At 72.0% G+C, this 16,442-nt stretch carries 14 protein-coding genes and 1 tRNA gene; 13 read left to right on the top strand and 2 right to left on the bottom strand.

What is annotated here, in order from left to right; genetic code table 11:
• The first annotated feature begins 91 nt into the window (after positions 1-91).
• From ACQHII_RS30475 to ACQHII_RS30445, 7 genes are all read left to right on the top strand, one after another.
• A complete protein-coding gene (locus ACQHII_RS30475) occupies positions 92-1,081 on the top strand; it encodes a phosphatase PAP2 family protein (RefSeq protein WP_427922275.1) in 990 nt (329 codons plus the stop codon).
• Positions 1,032-2,177 (top strand): hypothetical protein, encoded by a 1,146-nt coding sequence (locus ACQHII_RS30470; protein ID WP_427922274.1) that lies wholly within the window; start codon positions 1,032-1,034, stop codon positions 2,175-2,177. The genes ACQHII_RS30475 and ACQHII_RS30470 overlap by 50 nt, the downstream gene beginning before the upstream one ends.
• Positions 2,168-3,766: a hypothetical protein gene (locus ACQHII_RS30465; protein ID WP_427922273.1), complete on the top strand. Its 1,599-nt coding sequence runs from the start codon at positions 2,168-2,170 to the stop codon at positions 3,764-3,766. The genes ACQHII_RS30470 and ACQHII_RS30465 overlap by 10 nt, the downstream gene beginning before the upstream one ends.
• A complete protein-coding gene (locus tag ACQHII_RS30460) occupies positions 3,763-5,103 on the top strand; it encodes an AAA domain-containing protein (protein ID WP_427922272.1) in 1,341 nt (446 codons plus the stop codon). The genes ACQHII_RS30465 and ACQHII_RS30460 overlap by 4 nt, the downstream gene beginning before the upstream one ends.
• A 628-nt stretch (positions 5,104-5,731) precedes the next feature.
• On the top strand, positions 5,732-6,103 hold the full coding sequence (locus ACQHII_RS30455) for a hypothetical protein (protein WP_093627061.1): 372 nt from the start codon (positions 5,732-5,734) through the stop codon (positions 6,101-6,103).
• A 124-nt stretch (positions 6,104-6,227) separates the two neighbouring features.
• Positions 6,228-6,842 carry a bifunctional DNA primase/polymerase gene (locus ACQHII_RS30450; RefSeq protein ID WP_427922271.1) on the top strand — a complete coding sequence of 205 codons (615 nt, stop codon included), beginning with the start codon at positions 6,228-6,230 and terminating at the stop codon, positions 6,840-6,842.
• Positions 6,833-6,906, top strand: a tRNA-Lys gene (locus ACQHII_RS30445). Before ACQHII_RS30450 ends, ACQHII_RS30445 begins: the two co-directional genes overlap by 10 nt.
• A 51-nt stretch (positions 6,907-6,957) precedes the next feature.
• On the opposite strand, the gene ACQHII_RS30440 is transcribed toward ACQHII_RS30445, so the two are convergent.
• On the bottom strand, positions 6,958-8,274 hold the full coding sequence (locus ACQHII_RS30440; protein WP_427922270.1) for a M6 family metalloprotease domain-containing protein: 1,317 nt from the start codon (positions 8,272-8,274) through the stop codon (positions 6,958-6,960).
• A 375-nt stretch (positions 8,275-8,649) separates the two neighbouring features.
• On the opposite strand from ACQHII_RS30440, the gene ACQHII_RS30435 reads away from it, so the two are divergent.
• Positions 8,650-10,479, top strand: coding sequence for a putative bifunctional diguanylate cyclase/phosphodiesterase (locus tag ACQHII_RS30435; RefSeq protein WP_427922269.1), 1,830 nt, complete (start codon positions 8,650-8,652; stop codon positions 10,477-10,479).
• Here ACQHII_RS30435 and ACQHII_RS30430 read toward each other — a convergent pair.
• Positions 10,467-11,567, bottom strand: a complete 1,101-nt coding sequence (locus ACQHII_RS30430) for an LLM class flavin-dependent oxidoreductase (RefSeq protein ID WP_427922268.1) — start codon at positions 11,565-11,567, stop codon at positions 10,467-10,469. The two genes, ACQHII_RS30435 and ACQHII_RS30430, sit on opposite strands and share 13 nt — an antisense overlap.
• A 215-nt stretch (positions 11,568-11,782) precedes the next feature.
• On the opposite strand from ACQHII_RS30430, the gene ACQHII_RS30425 reads away from it, so the two are divergent.
• The 5 genes from ACQHII_RS30425 to ehuD are packed head-to-tail and all read left to right on the top strand — an operon-like array spanning position 11,783 to position 16,436.
• Complete coding sequence (locus ACQHII_RS30425; RefSeq protein ID WP_427922267.1) at positions 11,783-12,745, top strand: D-2-hydroxyacid dehydrogenase; 963 nt, start codon at positions 11,783-11,785, stop codon at positions 12,743-12,745.
• A gap of 22 nt (positions 12,746-12,767) precedes the next feature.
• On the top strand, positions 12,768-14,150 hold the full coding sequence (locus ACQHII_RS30420) for an amidase (RefSeq protein ID WP_427922266.1): 1,383 nt from the start codon (positions 12,768-12,770) through the stop codon (positions 14,148-14,150).
• A gap of 29 nt (positions 14,151-14,179) precedes the next feature.
• Positions 14,180-15,085: an ectoine/hydroxyectoine ABC transporter substrate-binding protein EhuB gene (ehuB, locus tag ACQHII_RS30415; protein WP_427922265.1), complete on the top strand. Its 906-nt coding sequence runs from the start codon at positions 14,180-14,182 to the stop codon at positions 15,083-15,085.
• Positions 15,082-15,789: an ectoine/hydroxyectoine ABC transporter permease subunit EhuC gene (gene ehuC / locus ACQHII_RS30410; RefSeq protein WP_427922263.1), complete on the top strand. Its 708-nt coding sequence runs from the start codon at positions 15,082-15,084 to the stop codon at positions 15,787-15,789. The genes ehuB and ehuC overlap by 4 nt, the downstream gene beginning before the upstream one ends.
• Positions 15,786-16,436, top strand: a complete 651-nt coding sequence (gene ehuD / locus ACQHII_RS30405; protein WP_427922262.1) for an ectoine/hydroxyectoine ABC transporter permease subunit EhuD — start codon at positions 15,786-15,788, stop codon at positions 16,434-16,436. Before ehuC ends, ehuD begins: the two co-directional genes overlap by 4 nt.
• Positions 16,437-16,442 lie beyond the last annotated feature (6 nt).

The raw sequence follows: 16,442 nt of genomic DNA, 5'->3' as shown, positions 1-16,442 counted from the left end.
CGCGCGCATACGCCGTAAAGTGTCCCGACCGAGCAACCGGGAAGCCGGAGCACCGGGCACCGCACCAGGACAGAAGGGGGAGGGCGATCGGATGCCGCAGACCGAGACACCAGGCATCGAGGCGGACCGGCGAAGCCGGCTGCGCTGGTGGACCGAGCTGCCGCTGATCCTCCTGGTGTACGCCTCGTACTCGGCGGGCCGCCTGCTGGCCAGGGGCGACACGGCGAGCGCCGTGGACCACGGCCTGTCGATCCTGCGCATCGAGAAGTTCCTGCACATCAACGCCGAGCACCCGCTCAACCGGCTGTTCACGCGCGAGGCCTGGCTCGGGATCCCGGCCGACTTCTGGTACGCGTCGCTGCACTACCTGGTCACGCCCGCGATCCTGATCTGGCTGTTCCGGTCACGTGCACAGGTCTACCGCGCGGCCCGTACCTGGCTGATGACGTCCACGTTCATCGGCCTGATCGGCTTCACCCTGCTCCCGACCTGCCCGCCCCGCCTTCTCTCCCCGGACTACGGCTTCGTCGACACGATGGCCAAGTACAGCTCCTACGGCTGGTGGGGCGGCGACGCGAGCGCGCCGCGCGGCCTGGGCGGGATGACCAACCAGTACGCGGCGATGCCGAGCCTGCACTGCGGCTGGGCGCTGTGGTGCGGTGTGATGCTGTGGCGCTACGGCGGTACGCGGCTCACGAAGGTCCTCGGTGTCGCCTATCCGCTGCTGACGGCGATCGTGGTCATGGGCACGGCGAACCACTATCTCCTCGACGCGGTCGCGGGTGTGGTCGTGATGGGGCTCGGGTTCCTGCTGGCGCCGCAGGTCATGAAGGCCGCGGACCGGATCAGGACGCGGTTCGAGGGGCGCGGCTCGCTCGTCGCGGCCCGCTCCCGTGACGCGGCTCCGGGCGCCTCTCTCGGCGCCTCTCTGGGCGCAGAAACCTCAATTGTCAGTGGCGGATGCCAGACTTCCCCGGGTGAACGAATTCCACGGCAGCGCGAGTCACAGCTCGGCACCGGAGCCGAGCCGGGTGCCTCCCCCTCGGACGCGGGGGACGGCGCTCCGGCACCGGCTCGCTGAGCTGCGCGGCCCCGACGTCCCGGCCAAGGCGCTGGACGCGCGCGCCCTCGCGGCCCTGGCCGCGAACCCGGGCTGCGAGCGGCGGGCGATCCTGGACGGCGCGGGGGTGAACAAGGCGGTGCTGGCCGGCGCGCTCGGCTCGCCGTCCGCCTTCGGGCAGTCCCAGTTCGCCTTCATGCGGGGCAACGCGTTCGAGGCCCGGGTGAAGGCGGACGGCGGCGCGGAGCTGCTGCGGCTGGTGCACGAGAAGCTGGACCCGGGCGCCGAGCCGCCGACCCGCGCGCGGGTGCCGGAGCTGACCGCGGTCGGCCCCGAGGGACGCGCGGCGCGTACGGCGCTGGCGCTGCGCGAGGCGGCCGAGGCCGCCGTCTGGACGCTGCTGGACCACCCGATGCTCGCCCTGGACGTGGCGGGCTCCCCGGCCTTCCTGGAGCCGGACGCGGTGGTCGTGCACCCGGACGGCAGTTGGACGGTCGTGGAGATCAAGTCCTTCCCGATGCTGGACGGTTCGGCGGACCCGGCGAAGGTCGGCGCGGCGGCCCGCCAGTCGGCGGTGTATGTGCTGGCGCTGGAGGAGGTCGCCGCCCGCCTCGATCCTGTCGCCCGGGTACGCACGCGCGTGCTGCTCGTCTGCCCCAAGGACTTCTCGAACCTGCCCACCGCGTCCGCCGTCGACGTCCGCAAGCAGCGCGCGGTCACCAGCCGTCAACTGGCCCGGCTCACCCGTATCGAGGACATCGCGGACACCCTCCCCGAGGGCACCTGTTTCGCCCCCGACCGCCCGGCCGCCGAGCTGACGGCGGCCGTCGAGTCGGTCCCGGCGACCTACGCCCCCGAGTGCCTGGCCGCCTGCGAGCTGGCCTTCCACTGCCGCGACCGCTCCCGCGCGTCCGGCGCGGTCACCGCGCTGGGCCGTTCCCTGCGCGCCGAGTTGGGCGACCTGACCACGATCGACGAGGTCCTGTCGGCGGCCCACGGCGAGGCAGGCGACCCGGACGACCCGGCGGTGGCGGCACTGCGCAGGGCGGCCGAGTTGCGGGCCGAGGCGCTGGCGGGCGTGTCGGCGCCGGCCCCGGAGGGTGCCGTATGTCGCTGATCACCACCCTCGCCCGCCTGGAGGCCGTCAGTTCCGGCCGCGCCCAGCCCACCGCCACCGTCCGCCACCGGCACCTGTCCGAGCATCCGCTGGTCCTGGTGCCGCTGACCACCGCCGGTGAGGCCGGCGCGCCCCTCGGTGCCCTCGTCGGCACGGACCGGGACGCGCCGCGGCTGCTCGTCGTACCGCAGCCGCGCGACCGCGACCTCAGGTTCGCGTTCCTGGCCGAACTCGCGGACGTGGTCCTGCCGTACATCGACACGTTCGCCGAGGACGTGGAGGCCGCCGAGCGCAACGAGACCGATCCGGAGACGGGCAAGCGGGTCAAGGTCGAGGTCGAACTGTGCGCGGACGCCCCGCAGTTGATCGTGCCGAGCCGCCCGGGCATCGAGCTGGTCCGGCTGCTCGGCCGCTCGATGCGCTTTCGCCGTACGGCCGAGCAGGACCCGGAGACCCCACATCCCGCGCCGCCGCACGTGCCGTTGCTCGGGCGCTGGCTGACCCACTTCGGGGAGCGGGCCCGGGTGCCCGGCTCCGCGCTGCTGCTCGCGCTCACCGAGGTGCTCGGCCGGCACTGGGCGACCGGCCAGTCCAGCCTGGAGGACCAGCACCTGGGCGCGCTGCTCGCCTGGATCGACCCGCCGGACGGCGTCTCCGGCGCCGAGGCAGCGTTCGAGGCGGAGCTGCGGCGGGACGCGCAGGGCCAGTTGGTGTGCCCGCCGGCCGGCCCGGCCACCGACCCGGCGTTCGACAACAAGCTGCTCGCCCCCGCGATCGAGCGCTACGACCGCGCGCGTACCGCCCTCGCCGCCGCCGAGGACGGCATGGAGGCCGACGACCGGTTCGGTGAACTCACCGCCGCCGAGCGGGAGATCAGGGCCCTCGTGGAGAGCCGCACCCGCCCCACCTGGGATGCGGTGTGGCACGGGCTCGACCTGCTGCGGGCGCTGCCTGAGGGCGCGCACGCCGTCGACCGGTGGACCCGCGACCGCTGGTCGTTCACCGGTCACCGCGACCGGATCACCGCCGGTGAGCCCCCGCAGCCGCGCCGCGACGACGCGGTGACCGCGGCCAACAAGCTGGCCACGCGCGAGCGCGAACAGGCCCGTCTGGACGCCCAGGAGGCCCTGGACGACCCCCTGGTGATGGCCGGGCGGCGGCTGGCCGGGGAGGCCTTCGCGGGCGAGGTCACGGATGTCGTCATGGCGTACAGCGAGGGCAAGAGCCCCCGTCCGCGCCCGCTGGTGACCGTGCGCACGGACGACCGGCCGCATCTCGGGGAGCGGGTGAAGGTGTTCCGGTCGCTGGGCGGCAAGCCGCAGTCGGCGGAGTTCGTGGGGCACGAGGAGGACGGTGCCCTGGTCGTCCTCCGGGTCGTCGACAAGATGGGACGGGGCAAGGAGCCGGACGTCGGTTCCGTCCCGGAGAAGGGCGACCGGATCTGCTTCACGCTCTTCGAGCACGAGCAGCGGGGCGGCGCGAAACTGCCCGACCCGGAGGAGACACCGTGGACGCACGGCGGCCCGCCCGGCGAGGAGAGCGCCGTACGGGAGTCGGCGGATCCGGTGACCGAGGAGGACGTCCTGTGACGCCGGACACGGCTTTCGATCCCGGTGCCGAGGCCGGCCGGGCCACCGACGCGATCCTGCGCGACACCCTGCACGGCACCGCGCGCGGAGTCGTCGTCGACTCCCCTCCGGGCGCCGGCAAGTCGACGCTCGTCGTCCGCGCGGCGCTCGAACTGGCCGACGCGGGGCGCCCGTTGATGGTGGTCGCGCAGACCAACGCCCAGGTCGACGACCTCGTCGTGCGGCTCGCCGAGAAGAACGGCGAGTTGCCCGTGGGCCGGCTGCACAGCAGTGACGCGGACCCGTACGACAAGGCGCTGGACGACCTGCCCAACGTACGGAAGTCGGCGAAGGCGGGTGAGCTGGCCGGGCTGCCGGTCGTCATCTCGACGGCGGCCAAGTGGGCACACGTCAAAGTTGACGAGCCGTGGCGGCACGCGATCGTCGACGAGGCGTACCAGATGCGTTCGGACTCGCTGCTGGCCGTGGCCGGGCTGTTCGAGCGGGCGCTGTTCGTGGGCGACCCCGGGCAGTTGGACCCGTTCGCGATCGTCGGTGCGGAGCAGTGGGCGGGCCTGTCCTACGACCCCTCGGCCTCGGCCGTGACGACCCTGCTCGCGCACAACCCCGAACTGCCGCAGCACCGCCTGCCGGTGTCCTGGCGCCTCCCGGCCTCGGCAGCTCCCCTCGTCTCGAACGCGTTCTACCCGTACACCCGTTTCCGCAGCGGCACGGACCACGGCGACCGGCGGCTCACCTTCGGTGTCCCGTCGGACGGTTCGGGCCCGGACCGGGTGATCGACGAGGCCGCGGAGTCGGGCTGGGGCCTGCTGGAACTCCCCGCCCGCCACACGCCCCGCACGGACCCGGAGGCGGTACGCGCGGTGGCGACGGTCGTACGACGGCTGCTGGACCGCGGCGGCGCGGCCACGTCCGAGCGCTCGCCCGACCCCACTCCCCTGACCGCCGACCGGATCGCGGTCGGCACCGCGCACCGGGACCAGGCGGCGGCGGTCCGCGCGGCGCTGGCGGAACTGGGCGTCACGGATGTGACGGTGGACACGGCGAACCGGCTCCAGGGGCGGGAGTTCGACGTCACGGTCGTCCTCCACCCCCTCTCCGGCCGCCCCGACGCCACCGCCTTCCACCTGGAGACGGGCCGCCTCTGCGTCCTCGCCTCCCGCCACCGGCACGCCTGCATCGTGGTCTGCCGGGCCGGGGTGAGCGAACTCCTGGACGACCACCCGTCGACGGAGCCGGTGCAGCTGGGGGTGACGGTGAAGTTTCCCGATGGGTGGGAGGCGAATCACGCGGTGCTGGCGCATCTCGCGGAACACCGGGTGGTGTGGAGACCTTGAACCGGCGTTGCAGCGCCGGACCGGCGGGCGCCCAGCCCCCTTCCCGCCGGACGGAGTCCGGCACGCCGCCGGAGGCGGCCAATGGATACAGCCCCGATGGGTGGGAGGCGAATCACGCGGTGCTGGCGCATCTCGCGGAACACCGGGTGGTGTGGAGACCTTGAACCGGCGTTGCAGCGCCGGACCGGCGGGCGCCCAGCCCCCTTCCCGCCGGACGGAGTCCGGCACGCCGCCGGAGGCGGCCAATGGATACAGCCCCGATGGGTGGGAGGCGAATCACGCGGTGCTGGCGCATCTCGCGGAACACCGGGTGGTGTGGAGACCTTGAACCGGCGTTCCGGCGCCGGACCGGCGGGCGCCCAGCCCCCTTCCCGCCGGACGGAGTCCGGCACGCCGCCGGAGGCGGCCAATGGATACAGCCCCGATGGGTGGGAGGCGAATCACGCGGTGCTGGCGCATCTCGCGGAACACCGGGTGGTGTGGAGACCCTGACGGCTGGGCAGCCCCTTTCAGGCGCCGGATCCCGTGCCCCGGTGGTATGCCCGGGGCCTCTTGCGCCGTCGGGAGACAATGGACGGTGGTCCGGCTCGTGAGGCGGGTCATCCATGACGTACGAGGAGGAGAAGACATGGCGGAGCACACGCCGCGTCGCAACGAATCGCGGCTACGCCCCGCGCCCCTGCTCTTCGAGCCCGCGCAGGCGGCCGAGGACCCGGAGCACTTCTTCGACCTGGAGTCGATGGACGACCCGCGCGCGCTGCTGGCGCGGGCGACGGAGCTGACGCACGCGTTCCGCGCCGCGACGGACCGCGCGGTGGAGTTCCAGGCGATAGCGGCGGCGCAGCTGGCCGACCCGCGCCGCTTCGACCGGCTGACGCCGGCGGACATCGCCGAGCGGGCCGGGTGGACCGAGGACTACGCGAAGAAGATGGTCGAGTTCGGGCGGGACCTGCTGCGCGGCACCGAGGGGCGGGACAGCGGGGGCGCCGACCCGGTGTGACCCCAGGGGCGAGAAAACCTTTGGCATATGCCCGGCGGGCAAGATACTCCCTCCCGCCCCCTCCTGTCCCGATTTCCGGCAACCCTCGGAGAGCGCGCACTCACGGCCGGTAGATCTGTTCGCCATGAGCCGCACACAGGACGACCCCTTCGCCGACCGCTTCGACATCTCGGGCGTGACACCGGACGGTGCCGCCTGGCTCGCCTCGGCAGGAACGTATCCGCGCAGCACGCTCGCCCTGTGGCGGGAACGGCCGGACGCCCCGGTCGTGCTGCCCTGCGGCTCCGCCTTCGACGTGGTGACCGCTCCGGCGGTCTTCGGCCGCCGTATGGTCGACCGCTTATGGGACGAGGGTCCCGGCTCCGGGCCGGTCGCGACGTACCGGGGCCGGATGCTCCTGTTCGCCACCCCCGGGACGGCTCAGCGGCTGCCCTCGCTGCTGGGCTGGGAGGAGTGGGGCGCAGAGGCCCCGGAGCGCGGTCGTACGGGGTCGGTCCCGCCGCTGCTGTGCCACGGCAAGGGCGACGCGGTGACCGTCCCGGCGCTGGTCGGCGCGGTCGACCGGGCGCCGTTCGACTCCCGCTGGCTGGTCGCTCCGGACACCCGCCGGCCCTGGCTCCCCGGCGCGGAAATCCTGCTCTGGGCGGCCGTGCGCGCCGCTCGCGCGACCGTGCGCATATCGATTTTTCCTCCCGCCGATCAGGATGCTAAGGTCTACGACGTCAGCAGGCGCCGCTAGCTCAGTTGGTTAGAGCAGCTGACTCTTAATCAGCGGGTCCGGGGTTCGAGTCCCTGGCGGCGCACCTGTGAAGGGCCCTTCGCGAGAGCGAGGGGCCCTTTGACGTATCCGGTGTTCAGGGGCTGTCCCCCGGCGTGATGGTCACCTTCCACGCCCCCGAGTCCGTCCGTCCCTCCACCGCCACCCGTACGTCGTCGCCGGGCACGGTGAAGGTCTCGCCGAGGGCGACCGGGGCGTCGGCGAGGGGTGGGTAGACCGAGGTCTCCCAGCAGGCCTCGGTGCGGGGGTGGGCGTCGACGACCTCGATCGGGCCGCTGCCGGAGGCCGCGGCGCCGCGTACCCGGTAGACGAGGATGCCCTGTTTGCAGGCCGTGCTGTCGTTGCCGACGGGGCTGCGGGCTTCGAAGGCCAGCGCGCTGTCGTCGCCGGTCCGCACCACGGCCAGTTTGACGCCGAGGCCGAGTCCGAACGCGGGCGATCCGGCGTTGCCGGCAGTCGGGGGTTCGGCGGCCAGCGGTTCCAGGGTCAGCCGGGTCGGACCGGCCCCCCGTACGCACACCACCTGGCGCGGGTCCAGCCAGCCAAGCTTCCACTTGTGCCAGGCGAACAGGTCGGGGGCCAGGCCGAATTGACTGCCCATCAGATCCCAGTCGCCGACGTACGTGTCCCAGTCGCCCTTGCCGTCCACCGGCCGGTGGTAGAGGTCGGGCAGGTCGAAGACATGGCCGGTCTCGTGGGCGAGGACGAGCCGGTCCGGCGGGTGCTTCTCGAACACGGTGACGACCCGCCGGATGTCCGTGCCGTCGGCCCGCAGCGGGGTGTCCAGGTTGACGACCTTCGTCGCGTCCGAGTCCACCCCGGGCGCGTCCGGATCGGCCACGAAGTAGACGACGTCGTAGCGGGAGAAGTCGACCTCGGGGTCGGCGGCGGCGAGCGCGTCGCGGAGGTACGCGGCACGGTCCGCCGGGTTCCAGTCGCGCTGTATGGCGTACGACGTGGACGGCTTCGGCATGCGGATCCAGTTCCGCAGCGGGTGCGGGCGGAGTGTGAACCTGCCGTAGGAGGCGCGTTCGTAGAAGCGGGTGGTGGCCGGGAAGTGGTCGGCGGCCAGTTCGGCGGGGGTGGTCCGCGGGGTCGCGTCGGGGAAGGAGAGGAAGATCATCACCGCGTCGAGCGGGCGGACCGGGCGCGGGTAGGCCGCGTTCCAGGTGTCCAGGCCCTCGGAGTGGTGGGCGTCGGTGCGCTTGAGGGCGCAGGGGGTGGAGGAGAAGGGCTCGGCGACCGACTGGCTGGACATGATGGAGGTCGCGGCGAGCGCGGACATCGTGGTGAACACGGCCGCGGTGCTGCGCAGCCGGGGGCGCGTCCGCCACTGGGAGAGCCCCTTGAGCGCCGTACGGGAGAGCCCCTTGAGGGGGAGCTGACACGGCACGTTGGACCTCCGGGAGCGGTTCGCGGGACACCGACACCCAGCCTGTGATGGTTTGTTGGGGTATGCCTCGTTTATCTGCACCAGATGAGTGAGGGGGACGCCCGGGACGGCCGAGACACGCCCGGGCCGACATCCGGAAACACTCACGGAACGTCACATGTGGTCGGGCATTTGGCGAACCCGTCCAGGTGCGGGCGGAATCGATCTGCCGGAACGGGCCGTTGTTCCGGGACACTGGAGAGTGGCTGGAAGGGCCGGGGGCCAACCTCTATGATCGGCACACTTTCCTGCACGGACACGGCACGGCGGCCTCCCACCCGGTCGGCCATCCCGACGAGACCCATCCGAAGATCGAGTGCACTGCGGGAGCGAGCGGTGAGCGGAACGTCCGAAGGGCCGGCGCCCGCGGCAGACCTCATCCGGCCGGCCGTAACAGAGAGTAGTGGCGACGCGTCGCCCGGTGTGAGTCTTCCCGCGGACGGCAGGCTCGGGTCCGCCTTCTCCGTGTCCCCCCTCGCCATGGCCGTCGTGGACCGCGACGGGCTGGTGGTGAGCGCCAACGACACGTTCGGCGCGCTGCTCGGCACGTGCGGTGCGGCCCTCGCCGGGCTGGTCGCGGCCGATCTGGTGGACCTGAGGTCGGACGCCCGCACCTGGCACGCCTATCGCGAGGTGCTGCGCGGCCGGCAGGCCAAGCTGAGCCGCACCCGACGGGTCAAGCACCCCGACGGGCACTCGCTGTGGGTGCAGGTGACCGCGGCGCCGCTGCCGGCCGCCGAGCACGGTGTGCTGCTGTCACTCACCGACATCAGCGACCGCCGTGAACTCCAGGCCCGGCTGCGGCACTTGGAGATGCACGACCCGGTGACCCGGCTGCCCAACCGCACCCTGTTCTTCGAGCGGCTCTCGGCCGCGCTGGAGGCGGAGTCGTACGAGCAGGGCGGCACCGGGCGGATCGGCCTGTGCTATCTGGACCTGGACGGCTTCAAGGCGGTCAACGACACCCTCGGCCACCGCGTCGGCGACCGGCTGCTGGCCGCCGTGGCGGAGCGGCTGACGCGGTGCGCGGACGAGGCGGGCCTGGCCCGGGCCACCGCCCCGCTGGTGGCGCGGCTCGGCGGCGACGAGTTCGCGCTGCTCGTCGAGGACTCGACCGGCACCGACCAACTGGCCGATCTCGCCGAGTCGGTGCTCAAGGCGCTCCAGGCGCCCTTCGACCTGTCAGGGCAGCGGCTGTCGCTGTCCGCGTCGATCGGGGTGGTCGAGCGGCAGGCGGCCGGTACGACGGCCACCGGCCTGATGCAGGCCGCCGACACCACGCTGTACTGGGCGAAGGCCGACGGCAAGTCCCGCTGGACGCTGTTCGATCCGGAGCGCAACGCGCACCGCATGACCCGTCAGGCACTGGCCTCCACTCTCCGCCCGGCCATCGAGCGGGGTGAATTCACCCTGGAGTACCAGCCGTTGGTGGGCATGGAGAACGGACGGCTGCGCGGGGTCGAGGCGTTGGTGCGCTGGAACCACCCGCAGTTCGGCATGCTGACGCCGAATCGGTTCATCGGACTGGCCGAGGAGGACGGCTCGATCGTGCAGCTCGGCCGCTGGGTGCTGGTCACCGCCTGCCGCCAGGCCCGCCGCTGGCAGCTCGACCACCCGGACGAGCCGCCGATCTTCGTGAGCGTCAACGTGGCCGTGCGCCAGGTGTGGGACTCCGACCTGGTCGCGGACGTGGCGGAGGTGCTGGCCGAGACCGGACTCGCCCCGCATCTCCTCCAGTTGGAGCTGACCGAGTCCGCGGTGATGGGTTCGGCGGGCCGCCCGTTGCAGGCGCTCCAGGCCCTCAGCGACATGGGGGTGCACATCGCCATCGACGACTTCGGCACGGGCTACTCGAACCTGGCGTACCTGAGCCGGCTGCCCGTCTCCGTCCTGAAGCTGGACGGCTCCTTCGTCCGGGGCTTCCAGTACGAGGGCGAGGGCGTCGCGCCGAACCCGGCCGACGAGGTCATCGTCGAGGCGATGATCCAACTCGCCCACCGGCTGGGGCTGTCGGTGACCGCCGAGTGCGTGGAGACCTCGTCGCAGGCGTCCCGGCTGCGCAGGATCGGCTGCGACACCGGGCAGGGGTGGCTCTACTCCCGCCCGGTGGCGCCGGATCGTATCTCCGAATTGCTGGGCACGAAGGCCTGCAATCAGGCCTCCTGAGCGGCCGTCAACTCATAGGCGTCGGCGATCAGTTCGTACGAGCGCAGGCGCAGGTCCGCGTTGTGGGCGTGGGACGTGAGCATCAACTCGTCGGCGCCCGTGCGCTTTTGCAGGTCGTCGAGTCCGGCGCGGACCTCGTCGACCGTGCCGTGGACGACGTTGGCGTTCCAGGAGGTGATGAACTCCTGCTCCATGGGGCTGAATTCGTACGCCTCGGCCTCTTCCGGGGTGGGTACGAGCCCTGGGCGGCCGGTGCGCAGCCGGACCATGTTGAGGGCGGCGGCCAGCACCTGGCGGCGGGCCTCCTTCTCGTCGTCGGTGGCGAGGGCGGAGACACCGATCAGGGCGTACGGCGCGTCGAGCACCGCGCTCGGCCGGAACGACTCGCGGTAGAGGTCGAGGGCCGGGACGGTGTTCTGCGCGGAGAAGTGGTGGGCGAAGGCGAAGGGCAGGCCGAGCATGCCGGCCAGGCGGGCGCTGAAGCCGGAGGAGCCGAGGAGCCAGATCGGCGGGCGGTGCGGGGACTGGACGCCGCCCGGCGAGGTCGACTGGATCGGGCCGGGGACCGCGTGGATGCGGGCGTAGGGGTGGCCGCTCGGGAAGTCGTCGTCCAGGAAGCGGGTCAGCTCGGCGAGCTGCTCGGGGAAGTCGTCGGCGCCTTCGTTGAGGCGGTCGGTCCGGCGGAGGGCTGCGGCGGTGGCGCCGTCGGTGCCGGGGGCGCGGCCGAGGCCGAGGTCGACGCGGTTCGGGGCGAGCGCCTCCAGGGTGCCGAACTGTTCCGCGATGACGAGCGGCGCGTGGTTCGGGAGCATGACACCGCCCGAGCCGAGACGGATACGGTCCGTGTGGGCGGCGAGGTGGGCCAGGATCACGGCGGGCGAGGAGGAGGCGACGCCCGGCATCGAGTGGTGCTCGGCGACCCAGTAGCGGTGGAAGCCGCGGGCCTCGGCGAGCTTCGCGATCCGCACGCTGGTACGGAGCGCGTCCGTGGCGGTGCGGCCGGCGCCCACGGTCACCAGGTCCAGTACGGAGAGGGGGACGGGGGCGGTGCCCTGCGCCGTACCCCGGATCTCGTCGTCTGTCGCCACGGTGGGTGCCTCCTGGTGTGTGCTGTGCGGTGTCTTCACGGACTAACAGGAGGGTGTCTCCGCTTTATTCCCGGGGGCGGGCCGCCGAGACACAGGGCACGGGGTACTCTCTGAAAAAGTGTGACACTTCTGGGCAGAAGTGACACACTTTTTCATAGGGGTACCCCCCGCCGGGGCATCGACCCCGCCCGGTGGCGAAGGTAGGTTCGAGTGCGATGACCGCGACTCCCGCCGCCCCGCCCACCCTGCTCGTCCTGGACGCCGACCCGCTCCCCCGCCTCGGAAAACTCACCGGCCGCGTGCGTGTGCAGCACGCCGACGCGTCGACACTCGCGGAGCAACTGCCGTCCGCCGACGTCCTGTTGGTGTGGGACTTCACCTCGCGCGCGGTGCGCTCCGCTTGGCCGGGCGACGGCCCGCGACCGCGCTGGGTGCACACCGCGAGCGCGGGCGTGGACCACCTGCTGTGCCCCGAACTCGCCGACTCCGACACGGTGGTGACGAACGCGCGCGGGATCTTCGACGACCCGATCGCCGAGTACGTCGCCGCCCTCGTCCTCGCGATGGCCAAGGACCTGCCGAGGACACTGGACCTCCAGCGCGAGCGGACCTGGCGGCACCGCGAGGGACAGCGGGTGGCCGGAACCCGGGCCTGTGTGGTCGGTTCCGGGCCGATCGGGCGGGCGATCGTGCGCGTTCTCAAGGCACTTGGCGTGACGACCGCACTGGTCGGCCGCACCCCGCGCACCGGCATCCACGGCCCCGGCGAACTCGACCGGCTGATGGCCCGCGCCGACTGGGTGATCTCGGCGGCGCCGCTGACCGACGAGACGCGGGGCATGTTCGACGCCCGCCGGTTCGGCTGTATGCAGCCTTCGGCCCGTTTCATCAACGTGGGCCGCGGACAGCTCGTGGTGGAGGACGCACTCGCGGAGGCGCTCACCAAGCGCTGGATCGCGGGCGCCGCGCTGGACGTCTTCGAGACCGAACCCCTCACCCCCGACAGCCCGTTGTGGCAGGTCCCGGGGCTGATCGTCTCCCCGCACATGAGCGGCGACACGGTCGGCTGGCGGGACGAACTCGGCGCGCAGTTCGTGGAGTTGTACGAGCGCTGGGCGGCCGGCAAGCCGCTGCGGAACGTGGTCGACAAGAAGCGCGGGTACGTACCGGGTCACTGAACTCCCAAGCCTGGAGGGCCGGATGACGACCGAACTCACCGAGCTGACCGCCGTGGAACTCCTGGACGGTTACCGCAGGCGGGAGTTCAGCCCCGTGGAGGCGACCCGCGCGACCCTGGAGCGGGCCGAGGAGATCCAGCCCGTCGTGAACGCGTTCGTACGGCTCGACGCGGAGGGCGCGTTGGCACGGGCGGCCGAGTCGGCGGAGCGCTGGCGGCGCGGCGAGCCGGCCGGACTCCTCGACGGAGTGCCGGTCACCGTGAAGGACATCCTGCTCCAGCGCGGCGCCCCGACCCTGCGCGGCTCCAGGACCATCGCGGAGCAGGGCAGTTGGGACGAGGACGCGCCCTCGGTGGCCCGGCTCCGCGAGCACGGCGCGGTGTTCATCGGGAAGACGACGACCCCGGAGTTCGGCTGGAAGGGCGTCACGGACTCCCCGCTGTCCGGCATCACCCGCAACCCGCACGACCCCTCCCGCACATCCGGAGGTTCAAGTGGCGGCAGCGCGGCGGCCGTTGCCCTCGGCGCGGGCCCTCTGTCGCTGGGCACGGACGGCGGCGGCAGCGTCCGTATCCCCGCGTCCTTCTGCGGGATCTTCGGACTGAAGCCGACGTACGGCAGGGTGCCGCTGTACCCGGCGAGTTCGTTCGGCACGTTGTCGCACGTCGGCCCGATGACCAGGGACGCGGCGGACGCGGCGCTGCTGCTGGACGTGATCGGCGTCCCCGACGCCCGCGACTGGTCGTGCCTGGACCGCCCGTCGGGATCCTTCACGGAGGCGCTCGCACACGGCATCCAGGGCCTGCGCATCGCCTACTCCCCGTCCCTCGGCGGCCAGGTCGCGGTGCGTCCGGCGGTCGCGGCGGCGGTACGGCGGGGCGTGGAGCGGCTGGCCGCGCTCGGCGCGTACGTCGAGGAGACCGACCCCGATCTCACCGACCCGGTGGACGCCTTCCACACCCTGTGGTTCAGCGGAGCGGCCCACGGAACGCAGAAACTCGCCCCGCGGCAACGGAAGTTGCTCGACCCCGGACTCCGGGAGATCTGCGCCGCAGGAGCGGGCATCTCCGCGCTCAAGCACCTGGCGGCGGTGGACGTCCGCGCCGAACTCGGCCGCCGTACGGGCCTGTTCCACGGGCGCTACGACCTTCTCGTCACGCCCACCCTCCCGATCACCGCGTTCGAGGCGGGTGTCGAGGTCCCGAAGGGGTCCGGGCACCGCCGCTGGACCGGCTGGACCCCGTTCACGTACCCCTTCAACATGACCCAGCAGCCCGCCGCCACCGTCCCCGTGGGCAACGACGGGGACGGGCTGCCGATCGGGATGCAGATCGTGGCGGCCCGGCACCGGGACGACCTGGTGCTGCGGGCGGCGCACGCGCTGTTCGGAACGCGGGGCGCATAACCCGTTTGCGATCGGGTAGCCGCGCGCCCATGGCTCCACCACATGGGAACGACAGACACACACCCGCTCACACCCGTCGGGCCCTGCTCGCCGGGGTGGCGGCGGCCGGTGCGCTGGGCGCGGCCGGCTGCAGCCGCGTGGCCACCGCGTCGGCCAGCGGCGGCGGCGATCTGCTCGACCGGCTGAAGGCGCAGGGCGTCGTACGGCTGGGGATAGCGGGTGAGATCCCCTTCGGGTACATCGACAAGGACGGCCAACTGACCGGTGAGGCACCACAGTTGGCGAAAGCAATCTTCAAGCGGCTCGGTGTCGGCCGGGTACAGCCCGTGCCCACCGAGTTCGGCTCGCTCATACCCGGACTGAACTCGCAGCAGTTCGACGTCGTGGCCGCCGGCATGTACGTGACCCCGGAACGCTGTGAGCAGGTCATCTTCGCCGACCCGGACTACCAGGTGCTCGACGCGTTCGTCGTCCGCAAGGGCAATCCGAAGGGGCTGTACGACTACAAGGACGTCGTCGCGAAGAAGGCGAGGTTCGCCACCGGCACGGGGTACGCGCAGATCCAGCACGCCGTCGACGCCGGGTACAAGCAGGGCGACATCCTGATCGTGCCGGACCAGGTCGCCGGGCTGAACGCCGTGGAAGCGGGCCGAGTCGACGTCTTCGCCGGTACGGCGCTCACCACCCGCGCGGTCGTGGGGAAGTCGGCGAAGGCCGAGTCGACGCGGCCCTTCGCGCCGCTCGTCGACGGGAAACCGCGGATCGACGGGGGCGCGTTCGCGTTCCGCCCGACCGAGACGAAACTGCGTGACGCCTTCAACGTCGAGCTGCACCAGCTCAAGAAGAGCGGCGAGCTGTTCCGCATCCTGCGGCCCTTCGGGTTCACGAAGGCCGAGATGACGGACCTCACCGCGAAGGAGCTCTGCGGCGCATGACCTCAGGCCTCTGGGAACTCGTCCTCAAAGGGATCTGGACCACGGTCCAACTCCTCGTCCTCAGCGGGCTGTTGGCGACCGCCGTGTCGTTCGTCGTCGGCATCGCCCGAACCCACCGGCTGTGGATCGTCCGCTTCCTCGCCGGTCTCTACACGGAGGTGTTCCGCGGCACCTCCGCCCTCGTCATGATCTTCTGGGTGTTCTTCGTCCTGCCGGTCGCCTTCGGCTGGCAGCTGGTCCCGCTGTGGGCGGGCACCCTCGCACTCGGGCTGACCTACGGCGCGTACGGCTCGGAGATCGTGCGCGGCGCGCTCGGCGCGGTCGACCCGGCGCAGCAGGAGGGCGGGGTCGCGCTGAGCTTCACGCCCTGGCAGCGGATGCGGCTGGTCCTGCTGCCGCAGGCGGTGCCGGAGATGATCCCGCCCTTCTGCAACCTGCTGGTCGAACTGCTCAAGGGCACCGCCCTGGTGTCCGTCATGGGCATGGGCGATCTCACCTTCAGCGCCAACCTGGTACGGCTCGCGTTGCAACAGAGCGCGGAGATCTACACGTACGTCCTGCTGATCTACTTCGTGATCGCCTTCACCCTCACCCGGCTGATGCGCGGCCTGGAGAAGCGGCTGAAGGCCGGGATCGGGAAGGGGCCCGCGCGCAGCGAGTCCAAGCCCGGCCGGACCGTGGGTGTCGGAGGTGGCGTCGCGTGAACTGGGACTGGAACGCCGTACGCGACTTCATGCCGTACTTCTGGGACGGACTGGCCGTCAGCCTTCAGGCGCTGCTCCTCGGGTCGTTGATCTCGTTCGGGCTCGGGCTGGTGTGGGCGCTGCTGATGCGGGCGCCAACTCGCTGGGTGCGCTGGCCGGTTGGGATCGTCACCGAGTTCGTGCGGGACACCCCGCTGCTGGTGCAGCTGTTCTTCCTCTTCTACGTGCTGCCGGAGTGGGGGCTGGCCTTCTCCGCGCTGACCACCGGTGTCCTGGCGATCGGGCTGCACTACTCGACGTACACGATGCAGGTCTACCGCGCCGGCATCGAGGCCGTGCCCGTCGGCCAGTGGGAGGCGGCGACCGCGCTGAACCTGCCGGTGCGCCGGACCTGGACGGCCGTGATCCTGCCGCAGGCGATCCGCCGGGTGGTCCCGGCGCTGGGCAACTACGTGATCGCGATGCTCAAGGACACCCCGATCCTGATGGCGATCACCGTGCTGGAACTGCTGGGGCAGGCCCGGCTCTTCTCCCAGGAGAACTTCCGGTTCACCGAGCCCATCACCGTGATCGGGGTCGCCTTCATCCTCATCTCCTACCCCGCCTCCCTGCTGATCCGAGCCCTGGAGCGACGCCTTGTCCGCTGACACGCC

The organism is Streptomyces sp. cg40, assembly GCF_050320165.1.
Classification (GTDB): Bacteria; Actinomycetota; Actinomycetes; order Streptomycetales; family Streptomycetaceae; genus Streptomyces; species Streptomyces hokutonensis.
Note: the sequence above shows the minus strand (reverse complement) of the source record. Positions and strands in the feature narration are given on the sequence as shown.